The following is a 21,040-nucleotide window of genomic DNA, read 5'->3' on the forward strand; positions in this document are numbered from 1 at the left end:
TTAAACTAGAATAGTATATATAAGTAGAAAGAACAAGACAAAATGAGAGAAAATTTTCCCTACTCACCCAGTATTTCTGTAATAACCAAGGCGCATGGTTTTGAGTAGTAAAGTGTTCCGTACATTGCTGCGGCAGACAGAACCTTGCGGCCGTAACCGCGTGTTTCTGCAAAAGGCAGGGCTTCCAGAAACAAATCCTTGGGAAGTTCGTTTACACCAAATTCTAGGTTGGCGCTTTTTACCCATGAACGCACGCGTGAAATTCCGCCGTTATATGCAAACAGTGCAAGGATAGAAGAGCCGTCAAGCCGCCGCCTCATTTCTTCTAGATAGTAAGCACCAAACCTTATGTTTGTATCGCTGTCGTTAAGGTCAAACTGGGCAACCTTAAGTTTTCTTGCAACATCTGCGGCTGTAGATTCCATAAGCTGCGTAAGTCCAACGGCACCGGCATGACTCACAATCTGCGGGTTAAAAAAACTTTCTGTTCGTATAAGTGCATAAAGCAGATACTGCGGAAGCCTGAATGTTTCGCACCAGGTTTGTACAGAGTTTCTGAAGTTCTGCGGATATACGAGTTTTAAAAGCTCAACGTCAAGCGGCTGTTCAGGATAGTTTGCTTTTTTTGCAGCAATGCGAAGACTCTGCGAATAGTATTCGTTTGTTTCAGCGGCGCAGCTGTTCAAAAAGAGGGAAATCTTTTTTGCGCAGTCAGTTCCAATGCGGTTACCGAACCTGAGCCATTCATCGTAAATAAGTTCGGGAAGACCAAAATCTGCATAGCCGCACAAAAGCCTCTCAACGTCACTGTCAAAAACTGCATTTGTCTTTGCACCGAATTCGACCACGGTCTTCTGCGTTTCTTCATCTGTAAGATTAAGCCTGTACGCTGCCAGAAGTTTGTAATACATTTCTGTTCCCGAAGAAAGCGCTCTTTTAAAAAGTCGCTCTGTTTCTGACTGGTCAAGTTTTATGAATCCTGTCTGTGCAAGCCGTGCAGAAATATAACTGAATTTTGCACACGTTTCGTCGCTTGCCTTTTCGTCAATAAGAAGTGCCGTTTTGTAAAAGTCGTCCCACAAATGTTGCGAAAGTAAACGTACAGAAAGTGTTTCAAAAAAATCATCAAAGTAATATGGATCGTTCCATGTTCCGCCGAATTTTTCTACTGCTTCGATTGCGGCTGTTATTGAAGTTTTAAGACTTGTGTTTAGATAATACCAGAGTGCGTTGTCATAATTGTTTTCTGAAGGAGCATTTTCCATTGCTGAGCGAAATCTGTTTAACGCGCGCGTACGGTAAGAGTCGGCCCTGTCGTAAAGCCGTCCTGCATAAAAGTCTGCATAAAAAAGTGAAGACGCGCTCATGCTGCCTTTTATTGAGTCAAGATAAAATGCCGAAGACAGACTGTTTGATGAACCGTAAAGAAGCGCTTTTCCAGCATCGCTCATTAACTGCGGAATATGGTTTGCAGGATCGTCAAGAATTTTTTTTGCCCTGTCTGCAAGAGCCGCATAGTTCTGGTTGTAGACATCTGCGCGGAATTCTATTGTTCCGGTTGAATCAGAAAGTTCGCAGTACATTTTGTAATGCCACGAAGAAAATGTGCGTTCAGTACACCATTTGTAAAATGTTTTCTGAAAGCGGGAGTCTTTCTTTTTTTCAAGCGAATAGCAGCGGTAATAGGCAGTTGAATTTCTGCATGAAGTTACATCAAGATTTTCTGTCAGTGCAATAATGCGTGCAAATTCTTTATGAGAAAAAAGTTCCGCACACAGCCGTTCAAGCGAATCTTCGTCAGGAAACATTTCGTACAGTTTTTCATGACGGTCAATTCTTTCCTGCACCGAACCCAGTGTCGCAAGTGTTTCCTGGGCACGTCTTGAAACAACAGGAGTTGCTTTTTTTGCAGCTGTCTTTAAATAACGCTCGGCCGTGGACGTATCATTTTTTCTGAGCGCGCACAAAGCCATATAATATTTTGAATCGTTTTTGTATTCTTTCTGAAGTGTATCACGTCCGGTACAGCCCGCACAGTTGAGCGCGAACATGCATACCGACATGACAACAGCCATCTTTTTTTTAAATGGAATCAATCTGTTCCGCCTTATTCTGCCGGAATATTAATCCACGTACCCGAAATTATATAGTCAGGATTGCGGATGCCGTTGTATTTTGCAAGCGACTTGTAGCGCCACGGATTTTTGTAATATGCTTCTGAAATATCCCAGAGCGTATCTCCCCAGACAATTTTGTAGCGGATGTCCTGCGGTTTTTCTGCAGGAGGTTCAGGCTGCTCGGGAACAACAACTTCGGGATTTTCTGCAATTACAATTTCATCTTCCACTGCAGCCGGTGCAGGTTCGGGCTCGGGTTCGGGAATATTCTCGCTCTCCTGTTCAACAGGTTTCTGTTCAGGAAGTTCCGTAATGACAGGTGCATCTTCAATTTCACCGCTACGCATTTTTGAAAGAATATTTATTTTTGACGGAATTACAAACAGAACAAGAAGCGCGGCAATTATACAGATTATTGCGCATACCACGCAGATTATAACCGGAACGCGCGTTTTCTTTTTTATATCATCACTGACTTCTGCAGAAGAAGTTCCGTCGAGTGTTTCTTTGTCATAAAGATCGTTGAACATATTGTTGCTTGGCTGGAAGGTCGGGTCTTTTGACTTTTTGGATTCGTCATAGTCACTGTCATCCAAATCAAGATCAGATGTGTCAAACGGATTGTCTTCTGTCTGTTCAAGGTCGGGTTCACCAAAGTCACCGTCAAACACACCGCCGAGTCCTACAGGTTCTGCTGATTCTGCAGTGTCCGAAGGTTCCTCATCAAAGTCTGGAAGATCAAAGTCATCGTCGCTTGAATTGTCTTCTATTTTATCTTCTTTATCTTCCTCTGCATCCGGAACAGACTCCATCGAAAGCGAGTCATTGTCATTTTCATTTTCATCTTCTGCACTTTCTTTTTCTGAAGCTTCGTCTGTATCATCAAGGCTCCAGTCAGTTATGTTGCCGTCGTCAAGAAATGCTTTGCCTGAAGTTTCCCCGTTGTTCTGCGAATCTTCGTCTTCGTCATCAAAATCCGGAAGCTGTTCTGTTTCTGCAGTTTCAGAATTATTTTCTTCTTTCGGCTGTCCATCTTCAAAAGATTCTGTTTCGTTTTCTGCAGGCTTGTGTTCACTCTCAGTTTCAGTTTCTGGCTGAGAATCATCTTCAATCAGTTTTTCATCAGAACTTTCAGGTTCGGGAAGTTCAAGTTCTTCTTCTGTCTCGGGGAACTTTACTTCGGCTTCATCAACAGATGTTTCGTCCAGAGGTTCGTCGGGGTCGGCTACATCTTCTGCAGAAAATTCCGGAAGGTCAAAATCGTCTTCAGAAAATATTTCTTCGGAAGAATCATCTTTTTTTTCTTCAAGAGCTGCTGTATCTTCCTGAGTGTCTTTTTTCTTTGTATCATTATTGAGAGTATCAAAAGAAAAGTCTTCGTCGTTTGGAGATGGGGCTATCACGTTATTGTCCTCCGAAGTATCATTGAGTCCGAGTTTTGAAAGTTCCTGCGGTGAAATTGTAATGTCAGATTCATCACCGTTGTCACCGAGCGGAACATAATCTGCAAGAGTGTCGTCACTGTTCTGTTCCGGCTGTTCGTCTGCTTCTGAAAGAGTCGGGTCTTTTTCGAAGTCTACGGGTGGCCGGTTTGCTTCAGAAAGCGTGCGTGAAACAAGTGTTACCTGCGTTTCGCTTTTTTTGCCTGTTTCGGGGTCGGTTATTTCTGCAGAAAGCTCATTGTTTTCATCCAGGCCTATATCAAGGTTCAGATTGGGTTCACCGTTCTGGTGCGGTTTGAGATTCTTGATTTCCAGAGTGTCTACGTATTCAGCGTCGTTCATTGTTCCGTCGGCGCTTCTGTACAAATCTACGTGAACTGTGGTCTGGTTGTCCTGGACAGTCGTCAAATCGATGGACTTTTTGCCTGCCTTTCCTTCTTCTAGAATGGGAAAAAATGTTCCGTCGGCCAGCTTGATTCCAATTTGTTTCATATTCACCCCGCCTGGTATTTTACTTATTTTCGGCATAAAAGTGTACTATCTTCACCGTATTTGCAAAAAACATTTGATTTATGCACAAAATAACAGTATAGTTTAAAGGACTCTCTATAAATTGCAATTTTTAGAGATGCCCTTAAGAGTAATTCAATTTTTTTTGGAGGAAATTATGGAACTCAAAGGCTCAAAAACAGAAGAAAATCTCAAGACAGCTTTTGCCGGCGAATCACAGGCAAGAAACAAGTACACTTATTTTGCAAGCAAAGCCCGAAAGGACGGTTTTGAACAGATTGCAAGAATTTTTGAAGAAACTGCCGCCAATGAAAAAGAACATGCCAAAATGTGGTACAAGCTTCTTAACGGCGAAATAAAATCTACTGCAGAAAATCTCAAGGATGCAGCCGACGGTGAAAACTACGAATGGACAGACATGTATGCAGGTTTTGCAAAGACTGCCCGCGAAGAAGGTTTTGCAGAAATTGCATTTGCCTTTGAAGCCGTTGCCGCAATAGAAAAAACGCACGAAGAACGCTACAGAAAACTTCTGGACAACGTCACCAATGACCGCGTATTCAGCAAGGACGGAGACGTAATCTGGCAATGTTCAAACTGCGGCCACATCTGTGTAGGAAAGAAAGCCCCGGAAGTATGCCCGGTCTGCAAACATCCGCAGAGCTACTTTGAAATACGCGCAGAAAACTACTAAGGTTGGCTCTAAAAGCACACGTCAATAAAACAGTTGTAAAACAACTGAAGTTTTCAGGACAACTCTATTTGAGTTGTCCTGAAATACATTTACTAGAACAAAATTTATTTTACCATTATACTGTCACTTATGACAAATGTTTTTCTTGCCCGCCTTCTGGTTCTTGGACTTCTGGCATTTTCCAGCGCACGCTTTATCTTTGTAAAAAAAGTTTTAAAGGATTCACTTTCTGTTCTTCCTGCCGTGGCGCTTATTGTTTCTTTACTGAATATTCCTGCATTCGGGCTTTCTGTAACCGAAGCGGGTCTTTTCTTTCTTTCACTTTTTGTCTTTATATGGAACGTGCGTGCTCTTCTGCGTGTTATGGGCGAACTTGTCATTGACCACTACGGAACCTGGTTCAAAATCATTTCAAGCATAAACCTTGTTCTCATAATTGCCGCGGCGGTTATTGTAATTTACTTCAGACCGGCAAAATCAAACGAAAAAACATTCATGATTCAAAAAACGACCGAAAACTACTGCGGAACCTATTCTGACGGTTTTACAAAAGCAGGTGCCCTTCCGCAAAAAGCAGACATACGGCTGTTCCGCTACACTTCGCTTCATGCAAAAGGCGCTGTACACGGAACGGTAATTTTTATTCCGCCAAAGACAGCTTCTGTCTCAGAATACTGCGGTTTTATTAACAAACTGGCATACGACGGCTACACAGTGATTACTGCAGAATTCAACGTAACAGGAATCAAATGGCTGCGCGGACTGAAAAACCTTTCTTTTGCCCGTAAATTTTTCTTCAGAACAATGAAATACTTTCACCCCGAAGACTACAAACTCTTTTTGGAAAATTCCACAATGAGGCGCCGTGACGAGTGGAATGCACTTATTGATTTGAGCGGCATTAACGAAAACGATTATGTTTTTCTTGTAACAGAAGATGACGCAACCGGCGATCTTACAGCCCTTATCCAACAGCACAATGCACTTACCGACGGAGCCTTTGATCTGGCAGAAGTCCCCGGTTACAAAACAGCAGGCTTTGGTCCGCTTGAAAACACATCACCGCTTTTTGCCGCAAAGTTCGGCCTTAAACCGGACAGAACCTTCTATACTTCCAGCAGAATTGCGGCGGCACTTGAAGAAGCTATGTCTTACACTTTGACTGATTTTTATAGCCTAGATGAATAAATTATAGTATACTTTTATATTATGACTCAAAATACAAAAAACAAACTATGGCCTCTTTCACTTTCTGTGCTGGTGGTCGCCCTGGATCAGATAACAAAGGCACTGGTCGTAAAATACATTCCGCTTCTGACACCATTTTCTGACAACGGAATAATCGAAATCTTCGGAAAGTACCTGAGGCTCATTCACGTAAGAAACAAGGCTGTTGCATTCAGCATGGGAGCAGGTCTTCCCGACTCTGTACGTTTTATGCTGTTTTCTGTTCTTTCGCTGATGGCTGTAATAATAATTTACATAGTTTACTTCAGAAACAATGAATTTACAAAACTTCAGCGCTGGGCTCTCTGCGGAATTCTTGGTGGCGGACTTGGAAACCTTGTGGACCGTTTTTTCAGATGGCCTGACGGCGTTGTTGACTTCATTGACTGTTATTTCTTTGGAATTTTCGGATGGGAAAGATGGCCAACCTTTAACATAGCAGACTCTGCCGTTGTTGTATGCGGAATAATCTTTATCATAAGTTTTATTGTACAGGCTGTACACGACTCCAAAAATTCAAAATCTGAGGCTTCAAAATGAACAAAAAAGGATTTACACTTCTGTTTATACTTGTTTCTACAATAGCAAACGTTCTTCTTACGCTTTTGTGCATTGCTCTTCTTGCGCTTACTTTCATTGGTGTTCTTAAAGCATTCCATATAGAAGCAGGCAGCAGTGCCTACGGAACAGCCCTTGTTGTAAGTTTTCTTGTGGGGTTAATCATAAGTTTTTTTCTTTACACAAAGGTTTCCACGCTGATTATAAAGAAATTCAATATGACAGAAAAGTTTGAAGACAAATGGCTGGATCATTCACGTTCACGCTCGGAAAACGGCTCTTCCAGCAAAGAAAAGCCTCGCCAGACAAAGATGCCGTCTTCAGTTCTTCCTACTGATGAAGAAAAAGAAGAAAAGGAAAAGTGGGGCGAATAACCCAGACTGATTCCCATTCTATCAATAGCCGTCGCTCATGCTGCGGTTAATGTCACGCTGGTAAAGTTCCTGATAGACAAGGCTTCTTGTCTTGAGGGTATCTTTGAGTTCCTGTGGGAACGGCAGATAGCGCCAGAAAATTCCGCGCACTTCTTTTTCGAGTTTCTGCGTTCCCAAAGACTCTTTTGTAATCCACAGAATATAATCTTCTATAAAGAACTGCTTTACATCACCCTTCATTTTGTGTTCTTCCACATACTGGTAATAGTGTCCTGTAAGTCCGTCTGTCATCCAGTCGTAGGAAGCCTTTTCTTTTGCAACCTGCCATCTAAGGTCTGCCACTGCGGTAAGACACGCAATCTTCAAATCCCTGGGGTACATTGGAATTACAATGCGTCCGCGGCTGGTAACACGGTTCATTCTGTCAAAGGGTTCCCAGCAGAAGCCGTTGTCACCGTAAGTCGGCACAAGAAGAACATAGGGAACAATTCGGTGCATAACATTTTTGTGTACGCGGCAGAAGCACTGCGGATCAATTGATTCTATCCATGCAAGTTCCCTGAGTACGTTTTCGCGAAATCCGGTGCTTTTGTCAAAACAGTGGAAGAATTCACGCGTAAAAATCGGGAACTGGTTTCCCTGCCGGCCGCAGGTCATTTTTGCCATCTGTCGGATTGTCGTCATTTCGGTAAGAATATCCTCTGTTCCTACACTGACTTCTTCCACAAACTGTCCTGTCTTGTTGTTAAGGCTCTGTTCAATTTCCTTTGCTTCCTGAAGTTCGTCCAGGTAATTCATAAGTTCCCTGTCTATTTTCTGAAGTGCGTGGAACCTCTGCGTAATTTCGGCAAACAGTTTTTTCTGAATGTCTGTGTATGGCGCACGGTGCGGTTCAAGACCGATAATTTCTTCGTGGGTTGTAAGCGAAGTAATCCTGTCAGTTATTTCGTATTCAAGTGTATTGCGCTCACTTTCCTTTGAATTTACAATGCTTTCTAAACTCTGAAGCTTGCCGCTGTTTTTGCTCTTTAACTGCTGCAGGCGCTGGGCTTCTGCTGCGGGGGTTTTTGAAGCACGCATCGGAACTTCATCTGTTGTACTGAGCTTTAGATTTCCTAGAGCAATTTCGCGGATCCATTCGTCAACGTAAAGAACAGGTTCGCCGCTTGTGTTTTTTTCTATTGAACGCGCAAAAAAATCTTTTTGTTCCGGCCTGAAGAGAGAAGGCAACACTATGCCGAACCTCATTGCCATTTTTTTGCACTCTGCAATATTGGGGTTTGCCATTTTTGGGGCAAGACTTCTGAGAAATTCCCAGTATGCTGTAATTATCTGCTGGCGGTAAACTGCGCGGTCTTTTTTGTCTTCGCATTTGAGATATTTTATTAAAAGCTGGTGAAGTCTCTGCGAACTCTGGCCTTCACCGGTAAGACAGGTTTTGTAATAGGCCGGATCATCATAAACAGTGCTGGGCTCGTCTTCAAAAAATTTTTCAATCGGTCTGAATGCCTTGACGCTTAAATCTACTTCGGGAATGCCGTTTTTTACTTTTGGAACAGACATCATTGCATTGTGCTGTTTCTGGAGCTGTACTTCATATTCCTTCTGCTCAATCTGCTTTTCGTCGGCTTTTATATCTGCAGAGCTTTCGGGCAGACTGTCATTTGTTTCCGCAAGAAGCGCGGCAATGCTCGGGTCTATATCATCACTGTAGCTCATGTTTCCCCCATAAGGCAAGTTATCTTGCGAAATAATATTTTTTTATTATACCACGTTTGCAGTTATTTTCAACAGTTGAAACAACACTTAACTGCATTTGAGTGTTACTTCGCCGGAATGAAGTGTGCGCGTACTTTTGTCTTTGAGTTGAACAAGAAGGCCTGCATCGTCTGTTATGTCCAGAACCTCTGCACTGTAGGAACCGCTGTCTGTTCCGGCCAGAGGCGTGACCGTTACTGTCTTTCCCGAAAGAAACGAACGCGCGCGGTATTCACCAATAATGTTTTCTGATGACTCAAGAATACGTACGGTTTCCAGATAGACCCGTGCAAGAAGTGCTGTCCGTAAAGGAAGCTTCCCGTCACCTTCTGCAGAACAAATTCCCCCGGCTTTGGACAAAAGCTCGCGCGGCATGGCTGCATCTGCAACAATATTTATTCCTATACCAATAACGGCGGCTTCGACTTTTTGTGAAACAGGATTAAGTGTTCCTTCGGTAAGAATGCCACAGACTTTTTTTTCATTAAGATAAATATCGTTTACCCATTTGATACGGCATTCTGTTTTGCAAAGCGCGTCTATTGCACGGCATACACCTACAGCAGCCGCCACGGTGTAGACAGAAGCATCTGTTACCCCGGCGCGCGGTACGTAACATATGCTGAAGTAAATGCCGGACTCGGGCGGGGAATAGTAACTGCGTCCTACCCTTCCGCGGCCTGCGCTCTGTTGTGCTGCGGCAACAAGTGACAGATGAAGCTTTTCTCCTTCACAGGTGCGCGTTCCGTCAGAATTCAAAAGTGAAGTTGAGGTGCTTATTTTTCTTAACAGTTCTGAATTTGTACTGTCTGTTTTTTGCAAAAGCGTATACATCTTTTGGTGAAAACAATCGTATTCTTTTTGGGACGCAATTTTTTTTAGTTCCGCGAGAAAAGATTCTTCTGTAAAATTATCGCCGGTCATTTGTTTATGCTTTTCCCAAAAGGGAAAATTCGTTCACTGACGAACTGAATGCGATTCCGCTTCCGGGAACAGAAAGACAGTCCAAACTTCTTACGGCTTCAAGTACGGCATCTTTTTTGTCTTCGTCAACTACAATCATAAGCATTTCTTTTTCGGGAACAATGTGCATTCCAAAAAACTTTGCGTCATCTTCGCGGGCTGTTCCCCTTGCGTTGATTACCGTTCCACCGCCAGCACCGGCTTTTCTTGCTGCGGCCATTGCATCATCTGCATATCCTTTGTTGAGAATTACGGTTATGAGTTCTTTTTTGCAGTTCTGTGACATTTGTTCTGTTCCTCCTGTGATTGTACCAGTCTTAAGCATCTGTGAGGCGCCTGTTTCTATAAGGACGCCAAAGCCTGCACGTTCACTGCCGGCTGCTTCTTTTATTGCACGCGATATGTTTTCTTTTGTGCTGTTTTGGGCAAGTATCATTACTACATCGCGGGTAGATTCTCCCAGTCCAAGCGCTGCCATTACCGGGCTTGAACTTATGCGGCGTCCCATGAGTACTGTTCCGCCAAAGCTCCCTGCCGAAACTGCTGCGTCTGATATAAGTTCTGCCTTGTTGTGCGGAACGACGCTTATCAGAAGTGTGTATCCGTTCATTTTTCCTCCAGCGGCTGCTTTTTTGCAGACTCATTTTTTTTCTTGAAGACAATTCCAAGTATCTGTATTGCAATAAGCGGTGTCATTGCTACAAGTGCTATTACACCAAAGGCATCTGTTGCCGAACTTGCACCACCGGCAGTTGCAGCACCAAGTGTAAACGAAAGAATAAACGTGCTTGTCATAGGGCCACTCGCTACCCCGCCCGAATCAAACGCAATGCCTGTAAAAAGCGGCGGGCAGAAAAAAGTAAGTATGAGAGCAAGTGCATATCCCGGAACAAGTACGTACCACAGGCTGAATCCGTAAATTACCCGTAGCATACTTACAACAATTGCCGCAGCAACACCCGATGAAAGGGCCGCAAGCATAACCTTTCGTGGAATGGTTCCGCCGCTGACACTTTCTACCTGCTCGGTAAGTACCCAGACAGCGGGTTCTGCACAGACGACAATTGCACCGAATACAAAAGAAACTGCGGTTATCAATAAAGTCCAGATTCCGCCTGAAGCAAAAGCCTTTGTTCCCAGAATTTCACCAAGAGCTTTTCCTGCAGGCATGAATCCGCCGTTTACACCGACAAGAAAAAGAACAAGCCCTATGAAACCGTAGACAAGTCCCTTTACCATCCTGCGCACCTGAACCGGCGGCATCTTTAACAGAAAAATCTGGAATACCACGAACATTATTACAAGCGGAATAAGTGCAAGGCTTACTTCCTTAAGTACTGACGGGACAAGTTCCAGAAAAACCATCATTCCTTCGGCTTCCCCCCCGTGTGAAGAAGCTGCTGTTGCCTGAGAAAAAACGTTCCCTGTTGCCTTGAGAATTATTCCGTAAAGACAGACTGCGGCAATGGGACCTACACTTGCAATTCCCGTAAGTCCAAAAGAGCTGTCGTTGTCCCCTGCTGAATTTTCTGAACCCGCACCCGAACGTCTTACCGAGGCGACACCCATTCCGAGTGCCATAATAAAAGGTACGGTCATTGGTCCTGTAGTAGCGCCTCCTGCATCGAAGGCAACCCCTTGGAATTCCGGAGGACATGCAAAAGCAAGTGCAAACACTATTATATAAGAGATGATAAGAATGTAGCGAAGTTTAAGGGACAGCATAGTGCGCAAAAGACCAATTGTAACAAAAAGTCCTATTCCGACAGCAATCATCAGAACAAGAGTCCATTTGTTTACGCCTCCTGCAACACTCTTTATCTGGTCTGCCAGAACCTGAACATCGGGCTCGGCAATCGTAACCATTATCCCAATTACAAAAGAAGCGCACAGTAAAAGCGGAAGATTGCGTTTTGCGGTAAGAGCCGCTCCGCTCCGCTCTCCTATGGGAAGGATTCCTATGTCTACACCAAGCAGGAATATTGTGAGACCCATGATAAGAAGAACACCGCCTGTTACAAACTTTGCGATAAGTTCCCCTCCAAGCGGTGCGACTGTTGTTCCGAGTAAGAGAACTATTGCCATTATTGGCAGAACAGAAAACATTGTTTCCTTGAATTTTTGAAAAAGGTTCATAAAATCCCCTGTCGAATATTATTTGTGGCAGTTATTGCATAAGCTTTTTCAGAAGCTATTTGCAACAGTTCCAGCCTGTTTTTTTGATTCCTTCAACCCACTTTGCTGCAAGGACCTTTGCTTCTTCCAGATTGTGGTCTTTGTAATTGCCGCATTCTTTTTCTGTTGCAGCCGGAACTTCCCTATCCCAGACTGCGACTTTTTCAAGAACATTTACAAGATGTTCAGCTATGTAAGATTCCTCGTGGTCGCCCCAGACGGTAAAATAAAATCCTGTGCGGCATCCCATGGGACTGAAGTCAATTACTATTCCGGGTAGTTCATCCCTTATATATTCGGCAACAAGATGCTCGAGTGTATGGATTGCGCCGGTGGACATAAATTCTTTGTTGGGCTGGCAGAATCTTATGTCGTACTTGCTTACAATGTCACCTTTTTTTCCGTGTTTTTTTGCAGCAAGTCTTACGAAAGGAGCCGTTACTTTTGTATGGTCAAGATTAAAACTGTCTACATTGTAGTTTCCGGCGGTATGTTTTTGTGCTTCTTCTGTTTTCATTCTGAACCTCACTATTATTTTATATCCAAAACGGAATTTATTGTATATCCCCTTTTTTCAATAATAGCGGAAATTTATGTTTATTTTAAGCCCTAAAAAAGTTGGATCTGCCGAAAATTTTATGATTTTTTCATAACTTATAAAACGAATGCTTGCAGAATAGATTCATGAAATACAACAATGCGATATGAAAATAAAAAGTTACCGAGAGATAAACCTTTATTATTTTACAGTATCCAGCATTTTTATTACCAAAGTGGCACTCAGAGCGGCAGCGGTTTGTTCGTTAAAGGTGTACGAAGTTTCTTCACCGTCATCTGCCATGTCACTCATGCATCTTATAATTACGAACGGAATTTTATTAAGATAACATGCGTGTGCAATAGCCGCACCTTCCATTTCTACGCAGGCCGGATCACATATAGAACGTATTTTTTCTTTAAGAGCGCGGTCGCTTATAAACTGGTCGCCTGACGCTACCCTTCCAAGAAGCATTTTGTGACTGGCTGAATCACCCGTGCGTCCAAAGGCATTGCGGGCGGCTTCTATAAGCGCTGGGTCTGCCCTGAAGTCACTGCATTCCATCTGCGGAATCTGAGTCGGTTTGTAGCCGAAGCCGGTTGCGTCCATGTCGTGATAGAGCGCGTCGGATGACACCACAAAGTCCAGAACTTTGAGTCCGTGTGCCATAGCTCCCGCAATGCCGGTGTTAATGACATGGGTTACTCCGAATTTTAACGCAAGCAGCTGTGCGCAGAGAGCGGCGTTTACTTTTCCTATTCCGGAACGGACCAAAACTACGGGACAGCCGCTGACTGTTCCTTCAAAAAATGTCATTCCGGCTGTTTCTGTTTCCTTTTTATCCTGCAGAATTGATTTCAACTGGTTAAGTTCAATTTCCATTGCACCGATAATTCCTACTTTTTTCTGCATAAAAATGCCATCCTTTGCAAAAAACCGCAATATATGCGATAAAATCATTAAAATTCTGTTAGATTCCTAAATTCAATTGACTAATTTGGATATTTTGGATAGATTATTCTCAGCAGCAAGATTTAAAAGTTGATACACCGAACCGTTATTCCTCCTTTAAGCGGTTCGGTTTTTTGTTTTAAACCTGCTTAAAAAAACTTGCGGCGCTTTTCGCTGTCTTCGCTTTCTTTGTAAAGAATTGCAACGTTTCCTATAATGCGTACCAAAGTTGCGTCTGTTTTTTGTGCGATTTCTTCTGCGAGTTCACGTTTTTCTTCTTTGAATTCGTTGAATCTGACTTTAATAAGTTCGTGAGCTTTTAGTGACTCTGCGACTTTTACTTCAAGAGAAGGTGTTACTCCGTTCTGACCTACGATTACAACCGGTTCAAGAGTGTGTGCGGCTTTTTCCAGCATTTTTCGCTGCTTGCTTGTTAATTCCATCATGCGCAAATCTTAACAATAAAATGATTTAAAAGCAATCAGACTTTTGCATCAAAGTTTGCAGACTCAAAGCGGCCTGCAATGTCAAGAATTTTTTCTGGCGTAAGGGAATATGTTGACGGTGCTTTTTGTGACGCAAGTGCCAGTGCAAGAGATGCCGTACACGCAGCTTCTGCCGGATCATATTTCTGCGCAAGAAGACCTGCCGTAAGTCCTGCAAGAAGATCGCCGCTTCCGCCTTTGGCAAGAGCTTGTGTTCCGTGCGGGTTTACATAAACAGTGCATTCTTTTTTTTCATCTGTCTTTCTGGCAATATAAACGCACGCTCCCTTTGCAACAAGAACTGCGCCGGGAAACTTACAGCAGAACGCGCGCGTGAGTTCAAACCTTTTTGCGACTGTCTCTTCGAATGTTACTTCAAAGCCCGAGTTATTCAGAAGCGCACACAGTTCTTTGGGATGCGGCGTAAGTACAACACCGTGCGGGCGGCTTTTTAATATTTCGTTTACGCGCGGTGAATAGAGGATGTCTGCGTCAAGTACACACGCAATCTGTTCGTGCCGCAGAAGAAATTCAATGTATTCGTCTGTACAGGAGTTGGCGTGACCTAGCCCCATTCCCAAAGCCACAACATTTGCTTTAGGCGGAATTGTGTCCTGGTCCATAAAAGAATACGGAGTACGCAAGCCACCGTTAACGACTGTAACCAGCCCTGCACCAAATACAGATGCCGCTTTAGCACAAAGCATTGCAGCGCCGCTTTTTTCACCGCAGACAACTGCCGCGTGACCAAAGTTTCCTTTATGTACATTCTGTTTTTGTCTGAACGGAAAGTGCGCGTCGCCTGTGTCCAGAAGAATTGCACATGAAGGAAGCACAAGTTCCTGCTCGTAGTTCTGCCGCGTTATTCCGACAGAAGCGAGAGTTATTTTACCGCAGAAGTCTTTTGCCGTGTCGCTGAACAGTGAAAGTTTAAGCGCGCCCATTGTTACGGTTTCATCGGCACTGAACACAACTGACGTGCTGTTGCCATACATATCAAGCCCTGACGGAATATCGCACGCAATTCTGTATGCATCTGTATTTTTGTTCACTTCGGTTATTACAGCCGCTGCCTCTGCAGGAAGAGATCCGTGGAATCCGCTTCCGAAGATACAGTCAACAACAACACGGAGATCCACACTTTTTTCTTCTATATAATCATCAAGATCGTAAGCAGAAATTATCTGAATTCCGGCAAGAAGTGCACGCTGTTTTTCAAGTACGCACATAGCCGATGAAGCTTCGCAAACTTCGCAGACTGTTACCGCAAGCTCATGTCCTGCAAGACGCCGCGCAAGGGCAAAACCATCGGCTCCGTTGTTCCCCGATCCTGTAAGAATAAGAACGGCTGCCCTGTTTATGTAAAAGCCCGAAGGATTTTTTTCATGCGGAATGAGTGCACGCTCAAGTTCAGAAGCGGCATTTTCTATCATTATGTCTTCTGTAAGACTGAATTTTTCCCTTGCATATTTGTCCAAAACACGTGTATCGCTAAAAATTTTCTGCATGCATACATTATAAATGCAAACGGAATTTTTTGAAAGGTTCCCACAGGTTTTGTGTCCGCGGACCGGTTTGTGCAAAGGCGCTTTGTCCAGACATTCTGCCGTAAATTGACATAAAGTCTGCGCTTTTATAAAATAGGAAAATGTTAAGAAAACTAATTTTTGCGCTTTTGACTTTTGCCTGCGGTTCTCTGACTTTTGCATTTCCTTTTCTATTTTTTGAACCGCCTGAACTGCGCATCCTTGAAAAAGCCTATCCCGATATTGTATTTGAAAAAGAATTCGACAAAGAAAAAAACGACTGGAAAATTCTTCTTAAAGTTCCCGGAATAAAAGAAAATAAAATTCTTTACTGGAGTGAAGGCCGCCTTCTTCCCGAAGCTGAACTCAAAAATACCGAAAAGTACTGGAGCATTTTGTACAGTTACCCGAAAAAACTTCTGGACCCTGCTGACATGACAGAAGAACAAAAAGAAAAGCTCAAAAACTTCAGTTCACGGGGCAACAGAAGAAACGGTGCCGGAACGCCCATGTTTTTCTTTGATGCAGTTTACGATTCTTCTTCACGTGCAAAACTCGAGCCGCATATAAGACGCACAACTTTTCTTGGCAAACCGGTAAATGTTCATGAAAGAATTGTTGAACCGCTTTCCCGTGTTGAACAGAAAATAAAAGTCAGTGCCGCAGCCGATGCCGGAGTAAAAGATTTTACAGACGGAATAAAATCTGCAGACGGATACTTATGGAGAATCATTGATGGCACAAACAGAAAATCTTTTCACAGTCTTGGAATCGCCGTGGACATTCTTCCAAAGCGTCTTGGCGGAAAAGAAATTTTCTGGAGCTGGGCACGGGACAAAAACCCTAAGGGCTGGATGCTTACCCCTCTTTCAAAAAGATGGATGCCGCCCCAAAGCGTAATTGAAATTTTTGAAAGCGAAGGTTTTGTCTGGGGCGGCAAGTGGGGAATCTGGGACAACATGCACTTTGAATACCACCCCGAACTCATTCTGTTTAACGGACTCTGATTTTACTCTGCGATATAGTCCAGACAGGTTCTGCTTTTTGTAAAAGGACGCACTTTTTCGTCGGCAACTTTTACATGCTCGGGATGAACAGAATACCCCTTGAGCGCAGCCTCGTCTGTAAACGAAGAGTCCAGCATAACATCTGCATTTGAAGATGCAAGAAGATTTACATTTACCTTAATGGAAATAAGTCCCGGAATTTTTCCTGCAAGGGATTCAAGTCCTTCTTTTATTTCTTTTCTTACAAGAGCTTTTTTCTGACTGTCAAGCTCATCTTTTAACTGCCAAAGTATTACGTGTTTTACCATAATTTGATTTTAGCATTTTTAACATTTTCTGTCATTAAAAAAAAGGACATGCAAAGCCCAAATAAATAATTTTATTCGGGCTTTACAAAGTTTTTAACTAATCAGCAGTTATTGTGTAAGTTCCTGTTGAATTTGAAACCCAATTTTTATTTTCAAGTCCAATGTAATAAGTTCCTTTTGGAAGGTATCCAGCACAAACTGTTTTGGTTGTTCCGTCTACTTTACCGGTTTGAGCAATCGGAGATGCAGAAGTACTTTCTTCAGAAGAAAGGTAGGCATAAATTGCTCCACCGCCTGAATTATCTGTAACTGACAGAGTTATTTTTGTTGTCCTGTCAAGTGTCAGTTTTTTTGTCAAACTGCTGCTGACATCATAAGATACATTATCAAAAATAGCTTTTGAATTACTGCATACTATGTCTGTTGTTACAGCCCCGGCAGTTGTATTTGCATTGTAGCCGATTACATATCCATAGTTTCCGTCCAATGCAGAATCATAATTTATATTAACTGTTCCGCCGGTAACAATAGTACCTGTTGTATCGTTGTAACCTGCAATTCCTCCTGTGTAAGGGGCTGTGCCTGTCGCAGTTACTTTAACTGAACTAACTGTAGGATTATCAATTTTTCCTGCATTTAAGGCTGCAATTCCGCCTGCATGTGAAACACCTGTTATTATTGTAGAAGTTGTACTTGAAGCATCCTGTTTTACTTCACAGCCGGTTATACTTGCGTAATTTTCATTTTTACCAGCAATTCCAGCGGCATACTTTGCGCTTACAGATGCGTTCGGAGTAAACAGTTTGCTTGAAGAAATTTCGTTGATGTTTATTCCTGTTATACCGCCTGCATAACCGCTGCTTCCTGCAGAAATTTTAATTGCATCAACTGTACAGTCGGAAATGTAACCATCATTCTGACCGGTAATTCCACCTGCACTCAAAGAAGAAGTTACAGTAGTTAAAGTTGCGTTTCCTCCGGCATAGCAGTTTTTAATGTAACCATAGTTGTTGTATCCTGCAATTAGTCCGGCACAATTTTTTGCTGTAACTGTAGTTCTTTCTACATTTACAGAATCAATAGTGCCCGAGTCAATTTTTCCTGCTACTGCACCTGCGTAATCACATTTTATTGAACCGAAAGCTGAGTTTTTGATAATCAGGGATTTAACTGTTCCACCAAGAATTCCCAAAAAGCCGCTGTAAGTTTTTGTTTCGCCAGTGGAGGTATCTTTTTCAGAATAGAATTCTTTGACAGAAGTAATTGTCAGTGTTTTTCCGTTTCCGTCAAATGTTCCGCTGAATGTACCCGGCACGCTCCAGTCAGAAATTGTTACGTCTGCAAGAAGTTTTGCATCTTTGTAAGAAATTTCATCTTTTGCATAAGAGAAGAATGCGCGCAGTTCGTCTGCAGAAGAAATTGTGTATATTGAAGTTGCAGTATCGTATGTTACCCACTGAGCATAAAGAGTTGTGTCACTATCCAGCACCGGAGTATCTCCTGCTGAATATCTTGTTCCGCTTCCGTCAGCATTTGTATTCCATCCGCAGAATTTTTTGCCTTCAGGCGCGTCAAATGTACAATCTTCTATTGAAGAATTTGGATTAAACTTTTGTACTGTATCTGCAGAAGCACTTCCATTTGCGTTGTATGTTACAGAATATGAATAAAGTTCATAAAAGCCTGAAAAAACTTCTTCAAAATTGATTGTGGTTTTTGCACCGGCTTTTACTATTGCATAAACAGGAACAGTTAAAGATTCACCGGTTGTAGTATTTTCCATTACAGCTTTTATAAGTGAATTTTGTGGTGCGAGCAATTCTGAATAAACATAGCACTTTAAGTCGGTGTCATATGTAACTTCTACCGCCTCTGATGTTCCGACAGAAACTGTAAACTTAAGAGTAGTGTATTGTTCTACTGAAGGATAATACAAGTAAAGCAATCCTGTCGCAGTTTCATCTGTCACAGCCATAATAAAATTCAGTTTTGTTGTTATTCCATCCTGAATGCTTATATTTGAAAGTGTTGAAGAAAAAGCTGCGCCATAACATTTTGCACTGAGCGTAAAATCGTAAGCCGTTGCATCAAGTTCAATAACTCCGCTGTCACGCATTATGTCAGCATAAGTTTTGTAAGTTTTGTAAGAAGTCATCTCTCCTGACATTGCACTTTTCTTTCCTTTAAGTTCAATGTCTGTAAAGGCAGTTTTGTCATATTTTGGAAAAGCTGTTCTTTCATTTCCTTCTTCTTCAAAAGAAATTCCTGCAAGTGTGATTCCGGTTTTTCCTGTTACGTTTTGCGACTGTTCTTCTTCAACTTCAAATGAATTTTTGCATCCGAAAATGGAAAGCATAAAAATTGAAGCAACCGCAAAAAATTTTATCTTCCTGTTAATTATCTTTCTCATATTTTTCCTCTCTTATTTATTCCGATTTTACATTTAGGTTTGCCATTACGGTATTTGAATACGTTGTACCATCTAAAGTATAAGTTGCCATAACTGTATGCGAACCGTCTTTAAGACCACCGATTCTATTTCTTACGCTGAATGTACTTCCTGAGCAAACAAAAGTTCCGTCCACATACCATTTTGTTGTATACATATCCGAAGTACCAAACTGTGTGCTAAGTTCCATAGTTGTTTCGTCATAAGTCAGTTCTAAGTCTGAATCACTTACAGATGGCAAATTTACTGTAACAGTCATATTTTTTGGAACCCATTGTCCGTAAAGATCGATTGAAGAAGAAGTTTTTGAGTTCAGGATTTCTTTCATGTCTGCTTTGTCTGAATAAGAAGTTCCGCTTCCGTCAGATTTTGTATTCCATCCGGTAAATTCATAAGCGTCACTGATTAATATTTTGTCCTTATTCAAAATTGTGTTTATTCCTGTTCTAAGTGTTTCGTAAAAGTAGGAAGAAACAGAATTCATTGTGTTGCTGTCATAAACTTTGAATTTATTGGAATTATTAAGATAATAATAAACACTTATGTAATTAGCCGTCCAGTCTGCTGTGACTGTGATTGTATCTGTTACCTGAACAGGCCGATAATCAGAAATCAAAGTATCATTTATTTTCCAGCCGTTGAATTTGTAGCCCTGTTCGCTTGGCACCGGAAGTTTTTGTGTTTCAAGGCTTCCGGTATAACCGTCTGTTGAAATATAGCTTTTATACTTTACAATCATTGTGTCAGAAACTGTTCCATGCTCGCTTACAAGATTTATTGTAACATCGGCATTAAGATCTTCTTCAAGAATTGCGTACAAAGTTATTTCTTTGCCGTCTTCTGCTGTAAGATTATAGAAAGAGTCACCGGCAGAATATTTTGTTCCAATTCCGGAAGCGTATGTATTCCAGCCTGAAAATTTGTAATATTTTTTTATAAGTGTATTTTCAGGAACAGTATATTCTGCATCGTATTCACAAACAATTGCTTCTGGTGCAGTTCCTTCATAACCGTTTGCGTCAAACTTTACTGTATACGAAATTGGTACAAGCTTTCCTTCAAGGACTGTATCTTCATTTACAGTCAGTGTAGAAAGATTTACCGCATTTTCATTTGAATACCAGTTGATTGCTTTATAACCGGTTGGAAGATGTTCTTTTGTAATTTTCTCTATTTCTGCAAGATTTTCTGCACTTAAAGTTTCATTTTCGTTTATAGGATAACTTGCGTATTCTGTGCCAAGAACAGAAAAAGTAATTCTGTAATCGCTCAAAAGATAAACGGCCTTGAATTCAATTGTTCTATCTGAAGCAAACACAAGTTCAGAAATATCATCACCTGCAGAATATTTTGTTCCATTGTATTCCCAACCGTCAGTTCTTTTGTAACCGTCTGGAACTGTAAAAGTGTTTTCGGGAAGAATGATTTTGTCGCCATAAACTGCACTGACTGCGTTAACTGTTCCGCTTCCTCCGTTGCTGTCAAAAGTGACGGTGTAGGTTTTTGCTGTCCATTTTGCTTTGAATGTAACATTCTGTGTAACTCTATAACCGGCAGCAAGTTTTGTTTCACCAGAATACCAGCCTTCAAAAGTGTATCCTTGTTTTGCGTCGGTAAGATCAATTCCTGCTATATCAGTTTCTGTAAACGTATAGCCTTCTTGAAAAACTTTGGACTGAACTTCGTTATTTTCTATTCCGATGTCAAAAGTGACGGTGTAGTTTTTTGGCTCTTCTACTTCCTGCTTACAGGCTGTTAAGAATGCAGCAAGAATTCCAATTGCAAAAAATATGTAAAACAATTTTTGTTTTTTCATAAAATCTCCCATATAATTAGTTTAGAACGGTTTCTATAACAACAAATTATACCCCCCCCCGAAAAGCATTTGTCAACACAATTCTTTTTACTTTTTTAACAAAAAGAAAATCAAAAAAACATGTTTCTCTTGACAGTAACAT

The 21,040-nt window shown here is 41.9% G+C and carries 18 protein-coding genes; 5 read left to right on the top strand and 13 right to left on the bottom strand.

What is annotated here, in order from left to right; all coding sequences use genetic code 11:
- Positions 1-59: 59 nt before the first annotated feature.
- Together IWA51_RS10685 and IWA51_RS12730 are read right to left on the bottom strand one after the other, a co-directional pair.
- On the bottom strand, positions 60-2,096 hold the full coding sequence (locus IWA51_RS10685) for a flagellar assembly lytic transglycosylase (protein ID WP_198442405.1): 2,037 nt from the start codon (positions 2,094-2,096) through the stop codon (positions 60-62).
- A gap of 11 nt (positions 2,097-2,107) precedes the next feature.
- Complete coding sequence (locus IWA51_RS12730; protein WP_230402655.1) at positions 2,108-4,051, bottom strand: LysM peptidoglycan-binding domain-containing protein; 1,944 nt, start codon at positions 4,049-4,051, stop codon at positions 2,108-2,110.
- Positions 4,052-4,226: 175 nt separating this feature from the next.
- Here IWA51_RS12730 and rbr point away from each other — a divergent pair, with 175 nt between their 5' ends.
- From rbr to IWA51_RS10710, 4 genes are all read left to right on the top strand, one after another.
- Entirely contained in the window at positions 4,227-4,763 is a 537-nt protein-coding gene (rbr, locus tag IWA51_RS10695) for a rubrerythrin (protein ID WP_288188659.1), read from the top strand.
- A 129-nt stretch (positions 4,764-4,892) separates the two neighbouring features.
- Complete coding sequence (locus IWA51_RS10700; protein WP_198442406.1) at positions 4,893-5,951, top strand: hypothetical protein; 1,059 nt, start codon at positions 4,893-4,895, stop codon at positions 5,949-5,951.
- A 21-nt stretch (positions 5,952-5,972) separates the two neighbouring features.
- Entirely contained in the window at positions 5,973-6,530 is a 558-nt protein-coding gene (lspA, locus tag IWA51_RS10705) for a signal peptidase II (protein ID WP_177528604.1), read from the top strand.
- Positions 6,527-6,922 (top strand): hypothetical protein, encoded by a 396-nt coding sequence (locus tag IWA51_RS10710; protein ID WP_198442407.1) that lies wholly within the window; start codon positions 6,527-6,529, stop codon positions 6,920-6,922. Before lspA ends, IWA51_RS10710 begins: the two co-directional genes overlap by 4 nt.
- A gap of 21 nt (positions 6,923-6,943) precedes the next feature.
- On the opposite strand, the gene IWA51_RS10715 is transcribed toward IWA51_RS10710, so the two are convergent.
- The 8 genes from IWA51_RS10715 to IWA51_RS10750 all read right to left on the bottom strand — a co-directional run bounded on the left by IWA51_RS10715 (position 6,944) and on the right by IWA51_RS10750 (position 15,300).
- On the bottom strand, positions 6,944-8,641 hold the full coding sequence (locus IWA51_RS10715) for a hypothetical protein (RefSeq protein ID WP_198442408.1): 1,698 nt from the start codon (positions 8,639-8,641) through the stop codon (positions 6,944-6,946).
- Positions 8,642-8,728: 87 nt separating this feature from the next.
- Entirely contained in the window at positions 8,729-9,604 is an 876-nt protein-coding gene (locus tag IWA51_RS10720) for a biotin--[acetyl-CoA-carboxylase] ligase (protein ID WP_198442409.1), read from the bottom strand.
- A gap of 4 nt (positions 9,605-9,608) precedes the next feature.
- Complete coding sequence (locus tag IWA51_RS10725) at positions 9,609-10,253, bottom strand: P-II family nitrogen regulator (protein ID WP_198442410.1); 645 nt, start codon at positions 10,251-10,253, stop codon at positions 9,609-9,611.
- Positions 10,250-11,779 carry a DUF1538 domain-containing protein gene (locus IWA51_RS10730; protein WP_198442411.1) on the bottom strand — a complete coding sequence of 510 codons (1,530 nt, stop codon included), beginning with the start codon at positions 11,777-11,779 and terminating at the stop codon, positions 10,250-10,252. Before IWA51_RS10730 ends, IWA51_RS10725 begins: the two co-directional genes overlap by 4 nt.
- Positions 11,780-11,834: 55 nt before the next feature.
- Entirely contained in the window at positions 11,835-12,335 is a 501-nt protein-coding gene (locus tag IWA51_RS10735; RefSeq protein ID WP_177528610.1) for an S-ribosylhomocysteine lyase, read from the bottom strand.
- A 222-nt stretch (positions 12,336-12,557) separates the two neighbouring features.
- Positions 12,558-13,268 carry a 5'-methylthioadenosine/adenosylhomocysteine nucleosidase gene (locus IWA51_RS10740; protein ID WP_177528611.1) on the bottom strand — a complete coding sequence of 237 codons (711 nt, stop codon included), beginning with the start codon at positions 13,266-13,268 and terminating at the stop codon, positions 12,558-12,560.
- Between the two features lie 188 nt (positions 13,269-13,456).
- A complete protein-coding gene (yhbY, locus tag IWA51_RS10745) occupies positions 13,457-13,753 on the bottom strand; it encodes a ribosome assembly RNA-binding protein YhbY (RefSeq protein ID WP_177528612.1) in 297 nt (98 codons plus the stop codon).
- A 35-nt stretch (positions 13,754-13,788) separates the two neighbouring features.
- Positions 13,789-15,300, bottom strand: coding sequence for an NAD(P)H-hydrate epimerase (locus IWA51_RS10750; protein WP_198442412.1), 1,512 nt, complete (start codon positions 15,298-15,300; stop codon positions 13,789-13,791).
- 140 nt (positions 15,301-15,440) lie between these two features.
- On the opposite strand from IWA51_RS10750, the gene IWA51_RS10755 reads away from it, so the two are divergent.
- Positions 15,441-16,325: a M15 family metallopeptidase gene (locus IWA51_RS10755; protein ID WP_198442413.1), complete on the top strand. Its 885-nt coding sequence runs from the start codon at positions 15,441-15,443 to the stop codon at positions 16,323-16,325.
- 2 nt (positions 16,326-16,327) lie between these two features.
- On the opposite strand, the gene IWA51_RS10760 is transcribed toward IWA51_RS10755, so the two are convergent.
- The 3 genes from IWA51_RS10760 to IWA51_RS10770 form a co-directional block, all read right to left on the bottom strand.
- Entirely contained in the window at positions 16,328-16,633 is a 306-nt protein-coding gene (locus tag IWA51_RS10760; RefSeq protein ID WP_198442414.1) for a Dabb family protein, read from the bottom strand.
- A gap of 97 nt (positions 16,634-16,730) precedes the next feature.
- A complete protein-coding gene (locus IWA51_RS10765) occupies positions 16,731-19,043 on the bottom strand; it encodes an InlB B-repeat-containing protein (protein ID WP_198442415.1) in 2,313 nt (770 codons plus the stop codon).
- Between the two features lie 16 nt (positions 19,044-19,059).
- Complete coding sequence (locus IWA51_RS10770; protein ID WP_198442416.1) at positions 19,060-20,898, bottom strand: InlB B-repeat-containing protein; 1,839 nt, start codon at positions 20,896-20,898, stop codon at positions 19,060-19,062.
- Positions 20,899-21,040: the final 142 nt, after the last annotated feature.

The sequence above is a fragment of the Treponema peruense genome (assembly GCF_016117655.1).
Lineage (GTDB): Bacteria > Spirochaetota > Spirochaetia > Treponematales > Treponemataceae > Treponema_D > Treponema_D peruense.

Coding starts and splice junctions, on each gene's coding strand:
- IWA51_RS12730 (WP_230402655.1), bottom strand. CDS start 4,051: ATGAAACAAATTGGAATCAAGCTGGCCGACGGAACATTTTTTCCCATT.
- rbr (WP_288188659.1), top strand. CDS start 4,227: ATGGAACTCAAAGGCTCAAAAACAGAAGAAAATCTCAAGACAGCTTTT.
- IWA51_RS10700 (WP_198442406.1), top strand. CDS start 4,893: ATGACAAATGTTTTTCTTGCCCGCCTTCTGGTTCTTGGACTTCTGGCA.
- lspA (WP_177528604.1), top strand. CDS start 5,973: ATGACTCAAAATACAAAAAACAAACTATGGCCTCTTTCACTTTCTGTG.
- IWA51_RS10710 (WP_198442407.1), top strand. CDS start 6,527: ATGAACAAAAAAGGATTTACACTTCTGTTTATACTTGTTTCTACAATA.
- IWA51_RS10715 (WP_198442408.1), bottom strand. CDS start 8,641: ATGAGCTACAGTGATGATATAGACCCGAGCATTGCCGCGCTTCTTGCG.
- IWA51_RS10720 (WP_198442409.1), bottom strand. CDS start 9,604: ATGACCGGCGATAATTTTACAGAAGAATCTTTTCTCGCGGAACTAAAA.
- IWA51_RS10725 (WP_198442410.1), bottom strand. CDS start 10,253: ATGAACGGATACACACTTCTGATAAGCGTCGTTCCGCACAACAAGGCA.
- IWA51_RS10730 (WP_198442411.1), bottom strand. CDS start 11,779: ATGAACCTTTTTCAAAAATTCAAGGAAACAATGTTTTCTGTTCTGCCA.
- IWA51_RS10735 (WP_177528610.1), bottom strand. CDS start 12,335: ATGAAAACAGAAGAAGCACAAAAACATACCGCCGGAAACTACAATGTA.
- IWA51_RS10740 (WP_177528611.1), bottom strand. CDS start 13,268: ATGCAGAAAAAAGTAGGAATTATCGGTGCAATGGAAATTGAACTTAAC.
- yhbY (WP_177528612.1), bottom strand. CDS start 13,753: ATGATGGAATTAACAAGCAAGCAGCGAAAAATGCTGGAAAAAGCCGCA.
- IWA51_RS10750 (WP_198442412.1), bottom strand. CDS start 15,300: ATGCAGAAAATTTTTAGCGATACACGTGTTTTGGACAAATATGCAAGG.
- IWA51_RS10755 (WP_198442413.1), top strand. CDS start 15,441: ATGTTAAGAAAACTAATTTTTGCGCTTTTGACTTTTGCCTGCGGTTCT.
- IWA51_RS10760 (WP_198442414.1), bottom strand. CDS start 16,633: ATGGTAAAACACGTAATACTTTGGCAGTTAAAAGATGAGCTTGACAGT.
- IWA51_RS10765 (WP_198442415.1), bottom strand. CDS start 19,043: ATGAGAAAGATAATTAACAGGAAGATAAAATTTTTTGCGGTTGCTTCA.
- IWA51_RS10770 (WP_198442416.1), bottom strand. CDS start 20,898: ATGAAAAAACAAAAATTGTTTTACATATTTTTTGCAATTGGAATTCTT.